At 37.0% G+C, this 11,844-nt stretch carries 9 protein-coding genes and 2 pseudogenes; all 11 read left to right on the top strand.

The window, feature by feature from the left end:
• Positions 1-7: 7 nt before the first annotated feature.
• Positions 8-616, top strand: a pseudogene (gene recA / locus BAQ49_RS19870) (recombinase RecA); the annotation flags it as partial.
• Positions 617-944: 328 nt separating this feature from the next.
• Positions 945-1,367: pseudogene (locus BAQ49_RS19865) on the top strand (recombinase RecA family protein); the annotation flags it as partial.
• Positions 1,368-1,850: 483 nt separating this feature from the next.
• Positions 1,851-3,416 (top strand): ribonuclease Y, encoded by a 1,566-nt coding sequence (rny, locus tag BAQ49_RS19855; protein WP_071746754.1) that lies wholly within the window; start codon positions 1,851-1,853, stop codon positions 3,414-3,416.
• Positions 3,417-3,591: 175 nt separating this feature from the next.
• The gene (locus BAQ49_RS19850; protein ID WP_001221088.1) at positions 3,592-4,386 is read left to right on the top strand and encodes a 2',3'-cyclic-nucleotide 2'-phosphodiesterase; all 795 of its coding nucleotides are present in this window, start codon (positions 3,592-3,594) and stop codon (positions 4,384-4,386) included.
• A gap of 149 nt (positions 4,387-4,535) precedes the next feature.
• Positions 4,536-4,796, top strand: coding sequence for a stage V sporulation protein SpoVS (spoVS, locus tag BAQ49_RS19845; protein ID WP_000404341.1), 261 nt, complete (start codon positions 4,536-4,538; stop codon positions 4,794-4,796).
• Positions 4,797-4,855: 59 nt separating this feature from the next.
• Positions 4,856-5,779: a dipeptidase gene (locus tag BAQ49_RS19840; RefSeq protein WP_071746753.1), complete on the top strand. Its 924-nt coding sequence runs from the start codon at positions 4,856-4,858 to the stop codon at positions 5,777-5,779.
• Between the two features lie 227 nt (positions 5,780-6,006).
• Positions 6,007-7,764: a 2-oxoacid:acceptor oxidoreductase subunit alpha gene (locus BAQ49_RS19835; protein WP_071746752.1), complete on the top strand. Its 1,758-nt coding sequence runs from the start codon at positions 6,007-6,009 to the stop codon at positions 7,762-7,764.
• Entirely contained in the window at positions 7,751-8,617 is an 867-nt protein-coding gene (locus BAQ49_RS19830) for a 2-oxoacid:ferredoxin oxidoreductase subunit beta (protein WP_002088040.1), read from the top strand. The genes BAQ49_RS19835 and BAQ49_RS19830 overlap by 14 nt, the downstream gene beginning before the upstream one ends.
• Positions 8,618-9,046: 429 nt before the next feature.
• Complete coding sequence (gene miaB / locus BAQ49_RS19825; protein ID WP_071746751.1) at positions 9,047-10,576, top strand: tRNA (N6-isopentenyl adenosine(37)-C2)-methylthiotransferase MiaB; 1,530 nt, start codon at positions 9,047-9,049, stop codon at positions 10,574-10,576.
• A 3-nt stretch (positions 10,577-10,579) separates the two neighbouring features.
• On the top strand, positions 10,580-11,011 hold the full coding sequence (locus BAQ49_RS19820; RefSeq protein ID WP_071746750.1) for a YlbF/YmcA family competence regulator: 432 nt from the start codon (positions 10,580-10,582) through the stop codon (positions 11,009-11,011).
• Positions 11,012-11,137: 126 nt separating this feature from the next.
• Entirely contained in the window at positions 11,138-11,680 is a 543-nt protein-coding gene (gene cotE / locus BAQ49_RS19815; RefSeq protein WP_001288800.1) for an outer spore coat protein CotE, read from the top strand.
• Positions 11,681-11,844: the final 164 nt, after the last annotated feature.

The raw sequence follows: 11,844 nt of genomic DNA, 5'->3' as shown, positions 1-11,844 counted from the left end.
ATTTTGAATGAGTGATCGTCAAGCGGCATTAGATATGGCGTTAAAACAAATAGAGAAGCAATTCGGTAAAGGTTCAATTATGAAATTAGGAGAACAAGCGGAGCGTAGAATTTCTACAATTTCAAGCGGTTCTTTAGCACTGGATGTGGCACTAGGGGTAGGCGGATACCCACGTGGCCGTATTATTGAAATTTACGGACCTGAAAGTTCAGGTAAAACAACAGTTTCATTACACGCAATCGCGGAAGTGCAACGACAAGGTGGACAAGCAGCATTTATCGATGCGGAGCATGCGATGGATCCTGTTTATGCACAAAAATTAGGTGTTAACATCGATGAATTACTATTATCGCAGCCTGATACAGGGGAGCAAGGACTAGAAATCGCAGAAGCACTTGTACGAAGTGGCGCGGTTGATATTATCGTAATTGACTCTGTAGCAGCTCTTGTACCGAAAGCTGAGATCGAAGGGGACATGGGTGACTCTCACGTTGGTTTACAAGCACGTTTAATGTCACAAGCACTTCGTAAACTTTCAGGTGCAATTAATAAATCAAAAACAATCGCAATCTTTATCAACCAAATTCGTGAAAAAGTTGGGGTTATGTTCGGAAATCAACTACAAGTTGCTTAATCGAAAAGATTAAGGAGTTTACTCTGGGTTTCCCTTGCTAGTGATAGCATGTTAAAAAACCTTGTGAACCTTATTGCCTAAGGGTGTAACTATTCATATAGTTGCTAACGGTGAAGCCCACCATTTTGTTAGGGTAATACCGTGCCAAGCTCCATAGTTATATGGGGAAGGTGTAGAGACTACCGAAAAGGACTTTTAGTTAACTGAGTAGGGTACGGCAGATGATAGGCTACTGCTGGAAGTGCAAGGCTCTCTGTGAAGAGATGAAGAGATAGTCCGGACTATAGAGATGGAAAATCTATAGATAGTGCCAGAAACAACTCCAGGTGGTCGTGCGTTGAAATTCTATTCAACTGTCCGTCTTGAAGTACGTCGTGCTGAGCAATTAAAGCAAGGTAATGACATCGTTGGTAATAAAACAAAAGTAAAAGTAGTTAAAAATAAAGTAGCACCACCATTCCGTGTTGCTGAAGTTGATATTATGTACGGAGAAGGTATTTCAAGAGAAGGTGAAATCTTAGATATGGCTTCTGAACTTGATATCGTTCAAAAGAGCGGTGCTTGGTACTCTTATAATGAAGAACGCTTAGGACAAGGTCGTGAAAATTCGAAGCAATTCTTAAAAGAGAATACGGATTTAAGAGAAGAAATTGCCTTCTTTGTTCGTGAACATCACGGAATTGGTGAAGACTCTGGTGTTGAAGACACGGAAGGTTCAACTATTCAAGATTAAAAAATAAAAGACACGCTCCCGTGTCTTTTATTTTTTAATGTCTTATGAAAGCGTTGTATATAGCTGGAGATAAAATATTTATTCTATCCAAAAGGCTATGTGTAAAGAGGAATATTTATATGTTTTACGTGAAGACAATGGAATTTACTAAGGTTTTCCAGGATAATATGCTACCTACTTTTCGAATTCAGATAAGATTCAGGGCTGAAGGTAAAGAAAGTAAAAGTAGACAACGCTTGACAATGAAAATTGCGATAGATACAATGAGAATGTATATTTTTTCTTATATACGATACACTCTTCTCAAGAAGAGAAGTAATATTCGGAGTAAGACTTAAATCTTGCCGAAATAATAATATGACATTTTAATTGTGAAATGAAGAAAGTCCCTTAAAAAAGCGGGACGACGGTCTTTGCTGTACGTTGCTATTCAATGTACATGCCGACAGTCTTTTTTCATTCATAGCAAGGGGAGGTGAAATCATGAGTAGTACAGTTTGGATACTCATCTCCATTTTGCTTGCAACAACAGTCGGTGCAGTTGTTGGCTTTTTTGTTCGAAAGTCTATTGCTGAAGCGAAGATTAATGGTGCAACTAATGAAGCGAAACGTATTCTAGACGAAGCGAATCGTGAGGCAGAAGCACTTAAGAAAGAAGCGCTTTTAGAAGCAAAGGATGAAATTCATACACTTCGTACAGAAGCTGAATTAGAAATTCGTGACCGTAGAAGCGAATTACAAAAACAAGAAAATCGTTTAATGCAAAGAGAAGAGAACCTTGATCGTAAAGACGAAACGCTCGATAAGCGCGAGCAACAGTTGGAAAAGAAAGAGGATTCTCTTGTAGCGAAACAACAACAGATTGAAGAGTTGGAAAGCAAAGTGGGAGAGTTAGTTCAAAAGCAACAAACAGAATTAGAGCGCATTTCCAATCTGACACGCGAACAAGCGAAAGCAATTATTCTTGGTAAAGTAGAAAGTGAAGTTTCTCATGAAATTGCCGTTATGGTAAAAGAAAGTGAAGTTCGTGCGAAAGAAGAAGCGGATAAGAAAGCAAAAGAGATTTTATCTCTTGCAATGCAAAGATGTGCAGCTGATCATGTTGCTGAAACAACCGTTTCGGTTGTAAATCTTCCAAACGACGAAATGAAGGGACGTATTATCGGACGTGAAGGTCGTAATATTCGTACGCTAGAAACGTTAACAGGTATTGACCTTATTATCGATGATACACCAGAAGCGGTAATTCTATCTGGATTCGATCCGATTCGTCGTGAAACAGCTCGTATCGCTCTTGATAAACTAGTACAGGACGGACGTATTCACCCAGCGCGTATTGAAGAGATGGTCGAAAAATCAAGACGTGAAGTGGACGAGTATATTCGTGAAGTCGGAGAGCAAACAACGTTTGAAGTGGGTGTTCATGGCTTACATCCAGATTTAATTAAGATTTTAGGTCGTTTAAAATACCGTACAAGTTATGGACAAAACGTCTTAAAACACTCTATGGAAGTTGCATATTTAACTGGACTTATGGCAGCGGAGCTTGGTGAGGATGAAAAACTAGCAAGACGTGCTGGTCTATTACATGATATCGGAAAAGCAATTGATCATGAAGTAGAAGGTAGCCACGTTGAAATTGGTGTTGAACTCGCAACGAAATATAAAGAGCACCCTGTTGTAATAAACAGTATCGCATCTCACCATGGTGACACAGAACCAACTTCTATCATTGCAGTTCTAGTTGCAGCAGCAGATGCATTATCAGCTGCAAGACCGGGAGCTCGTAGTGAAACACTTGAGAACTACATTCGTCGTCTTGAAAAGTTAGAAGAAATTTCAGAGTCTTATGAAGGCGTAGAAAAATCTTTCGCAATTCAAGCAGGACGTGAAGTTCGTATTCTGGTAAAACCGGATACAATTGATGATTTAGAAGCTCATCGTTTAGCTCGTGATATTCGAAAACGTATTGAAAATGAACTGGATTATCCAGGACATATTAAAGTTACTGTTATTCGTGAAACACGTGCAGTGGAATACGCAAAATAAAGTGGTGAAACACCACTTTATTTTTTTGTGTTGGAATTGGGTAAAATAAAGAAAATTATTTATGAGAAGTATGCAAGTGAAAGAAACTTATAATAGGTAAAATTTTAATATTATAAGGAAATTGCTTGTTAGAGTAAGGTAATAAAAAATGTAGTACATAGAAAGGGTAAGACATATGAGAATATTATTTGTTGGGGATGTAGTAGGATCTCCTGGTAGAGACATGATTCAACAGTACGTACCGGCATTAAAGAAAAAATATACACCTACAGTAACAATCATTAATGGAGAAAATGCTGCGGGTGGACGTGGAATTACGGAAAAAATATATCGAAACTTTTTGGAGTGCGGGGCACAGGCAGTTACGCTTGGAAACCATGCTTGGGATAATCGTGAAGTATTTGAATTTATTGATGATGCTAAATATCTTGCAAGACCAGCTAACTTCCCAGAAGGAACGCCAGGAAAAGGTCTTATCTTTGTGAACTGTAACGGAACAGAAGTTGCGGTAATTAACTTACAAGGACGTACTTTCCTTCCTCCAATTGATTGTCCATTCCGTAAAGTGGATGAATTAATCAATATTGCAAAAAAACGTACGAATATTATCTTTGTTGATTTTCATGCTGAAACAACAAGTGAGAAGCAGGCGTTAGGTTGGTACGTAGATGGTCGTGCTACAGCTGTAGTAGGTACACATACACACGTTCCTACAGCTGATAATCGTATTTTACCAAGCGGAACAGCTTATATTACAGATGTTGGTATGACAGGACCGTATGATGGTATTTTAGGTATGGATCGCGAAGCGGTATTGAAGAAGTTTTTAACGAACTTACCAGTACGTTTTGAAGTAACGAATGGCAGAACGCAATTAAGTGCAGTTTTAATCGATGTGGATCCAAATACAGGGAAAGCGAAGAAAATTGAACGCATTTTAATTAATGATGATCAGCCGTTTTTTGAGTAATTTTTAACGAAAAGTTAGAGAAGTCATTATATTTTAATTTTTTAGAAAAATTACAGAAATTTAGCAGGAATACGTGCCATTCCTCGTGAATATAAGTTAAAGTGAAATAATTGCTATTACTTTTTATAAAAACGAGGAGGAAACGCGGAATGGAAATATTAAAAGTTAAAGCAACGTCGGTCCCTAATTCTGTAGCTGGTGCACTTGCAGGTGTTATTCGCGAACGCGGAACAGCAGAAATTCAAGCTATTGGTGCAGGTGCATTGAACCAAGCGGTAAAGGCAGTAGCAATTGCAAGAGGATTTGTAGCGCCTAGTGGTTTGGATCTGATTTGTATCCCAGCGTTTACAGATATTATGATTGATGGCGAAGAGCGTACAGCGATAAAATTAATTGTAGAACCTCGTTAAGTTAAAACAACCTGTTTGCATGTATGCAAACAGGTTGTTTTTATAGTGGAGGAATGAATATGAAAATTTTTGATGCTCATTGCGATGTACTCTTTCAGTTATGGAGTGCAAAGGGAAAAAAAGACTTTCAAAACGATTCACAATTACATATTACATTTGAACAATTAAAGAAAAGAAAAGGAAGTATACAATGCTTCGCGATATATGTACCAGAAACAGTAGCGTATGAAAAGCGCTTTGAAGTTGCACTGCAAATGATAGATATTTTTCATAGTGAAATTCTATCGCTACCAGGAATGAAGTTTATTCAGACAAAAAACGATATTAACATGCTAAAACAGGACGAGATTGGAGCGTTATTAACATTAGAAGGATGCGAAGCGATTGGAAAAGAAGCGATGAGATTACGTTTGTTTTATCGCTTAGGTGTACGTTCCTTTGGATTAACATGGAACTATGCTAATTTATTAGCTGATGGGGCGCTAGAGACACGTGGTGCAGGTTTAACTACATTTGGTAGACAAGTTGTACAAGAACTTAATATGTTAGATTTATGGACCGATGTGTCTCATTTAAATGAAAGAAGCTTTTGGGATGGTATAGAAATAGCTAAAAACCCAATTGCATCGCACTCAAACTGTTATCAACTTTGTGGGCATCCACGCAATTTAACCGATGAACAAATAAGAGCTCTCATAAAGAAAAATAGCATTATTGGTATTACATTCGTACCGCAGTTTTTAACGAATGAAAGACAAGCGAATATAGCAGATATATTAAGACATGTGGAACATATTTGTTCATTAGGTGGAGAAAAAAATATAGGATTCGGTTCTGATTTTGATGGGATTTTAGAAACCGTTGTAGGTGTAGAAGCATATAGGGATTATGAAAATATAATTAATCACCTGTGTAAAAAGTATAGTGAATCAACTGTAGATCGATTTTTGTATAAAAATTTTGTTGACTGTGTAACGTTCTAAAGGTTGTGTTTTAAAAATTCAGAAAAATTAAAATAAACCCACTTGAATTTATTGATTTTTTTAAGACCTAATACTAGAATGGTAAACGAAATAGCTTTATACTAAAGATTCAGGGAAATCAGAAGAGGCATAATTTGCGTCCATTGTAGTTTATTTGTATAAAAAATGCTAAACTAATACTGTAAAAAAATACACTACAATGAATGCAGCCAAAAGGGGTGTAGGAGATGATTAGTCAACTTTCATGGAAAGTTGGAGGCCAACAAGGTGAAGGAATTGAAAGTACAGGGGAAATCTTCTGTATTGCATTAAACCGATTAGGATATTACCTATACGGTTACCGCCACTTCTCATCACGTATTAAAGGCGGCCATACAAATAATAAAATTCGTGTAAGTACAACAGAAGTACGCGCGATCTCAGATGATTTAGATATTTTAATTGCTTTTGATCAAGAAACAATTGATTTTAACTTCCACGAACTACGTCCGGGCGGAATTGTAGTTGCGGATGCGAAATTTAATCCAACAATACCTGATAATACAGATGTAAATCTATATGTGATACCGTTTACAGATATTGCTTCAGAGTTAGGCACATCACTAATGAAAAACATGGTTGCTGTTGGGGCATCTAGTGCGGTATTAGGATTAGACGAAACAGCGTATTTAGAGGTTGTTGAAGAAATCTTTGGTCGTAAAGGAGAGCAAGTCGTTCAAAAGAATATGGAAGCCATTAAACGCGGCTCTCAATATATGAAAGAATTGCTTGGTGAAAAAGTAAACATGATGCAGCTTGAAAAAGCTGACGGTAAGAAACGCATGTTTATGATTGGAAACGACGCAATCGCATTCGGTGCAGTAGCTGGTGGTGCTCGCTTTATGTCTGCATATCCAATCACACCTGCATCTGAAATTATGGAATACTTAATTAAAAAGTTACCGAAAGTCGGCGGGACAGTAATCCAAACTGAGGATGAAATCGCAGCTTGTACAATGGCAATCGGTGCAAACTACGCTGGTGTTCGTACATTAACTGCATCTGCTGGTCCTGGTCTTTCTTTAATGATGGAAGCAATAGGTTTAGCAGGTATTACTGAAACACCGCTAGTTATCATTGATACACAACGTGGTGGTCCAAGTACGGGCTTACCAACAAAACAAGAGCAGTCTGACTTAATGGCTATGATTTACGGAACGCATGGTGAAATTCCAAAAATCGTAATGGCGCCAAGTACAGTTGAAGAAGCTTTCTATGATATTGTAGAAGCGTTTAACTTAGCAGAAGAATATCAAGTGCCTGTTATTTTCTTAACAGATTTACAGCTTTCTTTAGGGAAACAAACTGTAGAACCACTTACGTTAGATAAAGTGGAAATTCGTCGTGGTAAGCTTGACTTAGAAGTAGAATTACCAGAACGTGAAAATAAAGCATACTTCAAACGTTATGAAGTAACAGAAGACGGCGTTTCACCACGTGTTTTACCTGGTATGAAAAATGGTATTCACCATGTTACAGGTGTAGAACATGATGAAACGGGTAAACCATCTGAATCAGCAATAAACCGTAAAAATCAAATGGACAAACGTTTCCGTAAAATGGAGAACTTAAAGTTTAATACCCCTGTTTATAAAAATGTTAAGCATGATGACGCAGACGTATTGCTAGTTGGTTTTAACTCAACACGTGGTGCGATCGAAGAGGCAATGCAGCGTTTGGAACAAGAAGGAATGAAAGTAAACCATGCTCATGTACGTTTAATTCATCCTTTCCCAACAGCTGAAATCGATCCACTTGTGAAAAAAGCGAAGCGTGTAGTGGTAGTAGAAAACAATGCAACTGGTCAGCTTGCTAACATTATGAAAATGAATCTTGGTAATGGTGAGAAAATTTCTAGTCTTTTAAAATATGACGGAAACCCATTCTTACCGAAAGAGATTTACAACGAATGCAAAAAAGGGGTTGTATTAAATGGCAACATTTAAGGACTTTCGTAACAGTGTAAAACCGAACTGGTGCCCAGGTTGCGGAGACTTCTCAGTACAAGCTGCGATTCAACGTGCGGCAGCTAACGTTGGTTTAAATCCAGATGAACTAGCTGTTATTTCTGGTATCGGCTGTTCAGGTCGTATTTCAGGTTATATTAATTCATATGGTTTGCATAGTATTCATGGACGTGCTCTTCCAATCGCACAAGGTGTGAAGATGGCAAATCGTGATTTAACAGTTATCGCATCAGGTGGTGACGGTGATGGTTTTGCGATTGGTATGGGACATACAATCCATTCTATTCGTCGTAACATTGACATTACGTATATCGTAATGGATAACCAAATTTACGGATTGACAAAAGGTCAAACTTCACCACGTAGTGAAGCTGGATTTAAAACGAAAAGTACACCACAAGGTTCAATTGAACCATCACTAAATGTTATGGAAATGGCTTTAACAGCTGGTGCGACATTTGTGGCGCAAAGTTTTTCAAGTGATTTAAAAGAATTAACACAAATTATTGAAGCTGGTATTAATCATAAAGGATTTTCATTAATTAACGTATTTAGTCCATGTGTTACTTACAATAAAGTAAATACTTATGATTGGTTTAAAGAGAATTTAACGAAACTAAGTACAGTAGAAGGATATGATCCATCTAACCGCATGATGGCTATGCAAACATTAATGGAAAAGAACGGGTTAGTAACTGGTTTAATTTATCAAAATACAAAGCAGCCTTCTTACCAAGAGCTTGTAAAAGACTATAGCGAAAAGCCTTTAGTGCAAGCTGATTTGAATATGGATCAGAAAATGTTTGATGAGCTTGTTGCTGAATTTATGTAATGCTAAAAGAAAAGGTTGCCACTTGGCAACCTTTTTTGAATGAATAAAAATAATGAATAGATTTGTTTACTTGGAAAATTCAGAATGATAAAATAATATATAAATCGTTGTATAGAAATAGCATGTTCATTAACTGTAAAATGTAAAATAGGATAAGAATGCTTCTTCGTTAAAATTGGCTAAAGGCTCTATACTATGATAATGTGTATAGGGATAAAGCAATATGCTTTTGGGTAGGACAAGGTGAAATACTAAAAAGGGAATGTCTATTGGTGTGGGGAAGACTTCATTCTTACGGATGATTAGATCGATTACTCAAGTTTCAAAGGGCAAGTTATCTCTCAAGCTATCTAACATCATTGAGATGGGTCTAAGCGCATTAAAATGGACTACAGAGTGTGTATAGTTAAGGGTGAAAGGAGATTACCGATGAACGAGCAACAACGATTAGCAAGTCAACAAGCAAATTCCTCTACGAAAAAAGAAGAGAAAGATTATAGTAAATACTTTGAAAGTGTATACAAACCACCTTCCTTGAAAGAGGCAAAAAAGCGTGGGAAAGAAGAAGTTAAAATTGAACGAGATTTTGGCTTACCTGAAGAGTTCCGCAATTTTGGCGCAGGAAGAAAGTTTTACATTCGTACATATGGCTGCCAAATGAATGAGCATGATACTGAAGTAATGGCGGGGATTTTTACAACACTTGGATATGAGCCAACTTTTTCAACTGAAGAGGCCGATGTCATTTTATTGAATACTTGTGCAATCCGTGAAAATGCTGAAAATAAAGTGTTCGGTGAACTTGGTCATTTAAAATCATTAAAGCGAAGAAACCCGGATCTTTTAATTGGTGTATGTGGTTGTATGTCTCAAGAGGAATCTGTTGTAAATAAAATTATGCAAAAAAATCAGCATGTAGATATGGTGTTTGGTACACATAATATTCATAGATTACCGTATATCTTAAAGGACGCAATGTTCTCAAAAGAGACGGTGGTTGAAGTTTGGTCAAAAGAAGGGGACGTAATTGAAAACCTTCCGAAAGTACGTCGTGGTGATATTAAAGCTTGGGTAAATATTATGTATGGCTGTGATAAGTTCTGTACATATTGTATTGTACCGTATACACGCGGAAAAGAGCGCAGCAGACGTCCAGAAGATATTATTAAAGAAATTCGCCATTTAGCAGCGAACGGTTATAAAGAAATTACGTTACTTGGACAAAACGTAAACGCATACGGTAAAGACTTTGAAGACATACAATATGGTCTTGGCGATTTAATGGATGAACTTCGTAAAATCGATATCGCACGTATTCGTTTTACAACAAGTCATCCACGTGATTTTGACGATCATTTAATTGATGTTCTTGGAAAAGGTGGTAACCTCGTAGAACATATCCACTTACCAGTTCAATCTGGTAGTACAGATATGCTTAAAATTATGGCGCGTAAATATTCGCGTGAGCATTATTTAGAGCTTGTACGAAAAATTAAAGAAACGATTCCGAATGCAGTCCTAACAACGGATATTATCGTTGGTTTCCCAAATGAAACGGATGAGCAATTTGAAGAAACGATGTCGCTATATCGTGAAGTAGGATTTGATACGGCATTTACATTTATTTATTCCCCGCGCGAGGGTACACCAGCTGCAAAAATGAAAGATAATGTGCCGATGGAAGTGAAGAAAGAGCGATTACAACGCTTAAATACACTAGTGAATGAATATGCTGTTAATAAGAATAAGCGTTATATAGGGCAAGTTGTAGAAGTATTAGTTGATGGAGAAAGTAAAAATAATCCTGAAGTACTTGCGGGGTATACACGTACGAATAAACTTGTAAACTTCGTTGCTTCAAAATCTTTAATTGGTCAGCTTGTGAAAGTAAAAGTAACGGAAGCAAAAACTTGGTCACTTAACGGGGAATTGGTTAAGGAGCCGATTGAGGTGAAATAATAGATGAAAGTATATACGAAAGATGAAATTGTTGAGCAAGCGAAAGAATTAGCGAAAATGATCTCTGAAACAGAAGAAGTCGACTTCTTTAAGCGAGCAGAAGCACAAATTCATAAAAATGAAAATGTAAAGCGAGCAATTGATGAAATTAAAGCTTTGCAAAAACAAGCAGTTAACTTACAACATTATGGAAAATGGGAAGCTTTGAAAAAAGTAGAAGCTGAAATTGATGCGCTTCAAGATAATTTAGATAGTATCCCAGTTGTGCAGGAGTTTAAATCTTCACAAACATATGTAAATGATTTACTGCAGCTAGTTGCTAGTACGATTTCTAACAATGTAACAGATGAAGTATTAGCTTCAACTGGTGGCGATGTGTTGAAGGGTGAAACTGGTGCAGCAGTAGAAAGTAAAAAAGGAAATTGTGGTTGTTAAAGAGATGTCTTATTGACATCTCTTTTTTTTATGGGTTATAACGTAAATTCTTCTCAAAAAAAGAATGACACATTCCGCTATTGTCACGCATATGATTAAGTGAATAGTGATTGAGGAGGGTTACGAATGTCCGAATTTAGAGAGATTATTACAAAAGCAGTGGTTGGAAAAGGACGTAAGTATACAAAGTCAACGCATACATGTGAATCGAATAATGAGCCAACAAGTATTTTAGGGTGCTGGGTAATTAACCATTCGTACGAAGCGAGAAAGAATGGAAAACATGTGGAAATTGAAGGTTTCTATGATGTAAACACTTGGTATTCATTTGATGGAAACACAAAGACCGAAGTTGTAACAGAGCGTGTTAACTACACTGACGAAGTAAGCATTGGGTATCGTGATAAAAACTTCTCGGGTGACGATTTAGAAATTATTGCTCGTGTAATTCAACCGCCAAATTGTTTAGAAGCTCTTGTATCACCAAATGGTAATAAAATTGTTGTGACGGTAGAACGTGAATTTGTAACAGAAGTAGTTGGAGAAACGAAAATTTGTGTAAGTGTAAATCCTGAAGGTTGCGTAGAATCAGACGAGGATTTTCAAATCGATGATGATGAGTTTGAAGAATTAGATCCGAACTTTATCGTCGATGCAGAAGAAGAGTAATAGAAAGCTAGGGAGAAGTTCTTCCTAGCTTTTTACATTACATAAGTGGTGCTGAATGAACATGATTTCTTATGAAATGTGCTATAATGAGGAAAGACTCCTGAAATAGGAGATATGGGTGTCCGTGAAGTGTGACATATATGAATATAGATTATTATGTAAGA

Origin of the sequence: Bacillus proteolyticus (assembly GCF_001884065.1) — a bacterium.
Classification (GTDB): domain Bacteria; phylum Bacillota; class Bacilli; order Bacillales; family Bacillaceae_G; genus Bacillus_A; species Bacillus_A proteolyticus.
Note: the sequence above shows the minus strand (reverse complement) of the source record. Positions and strands in the feature narration are given on the sequence as shown.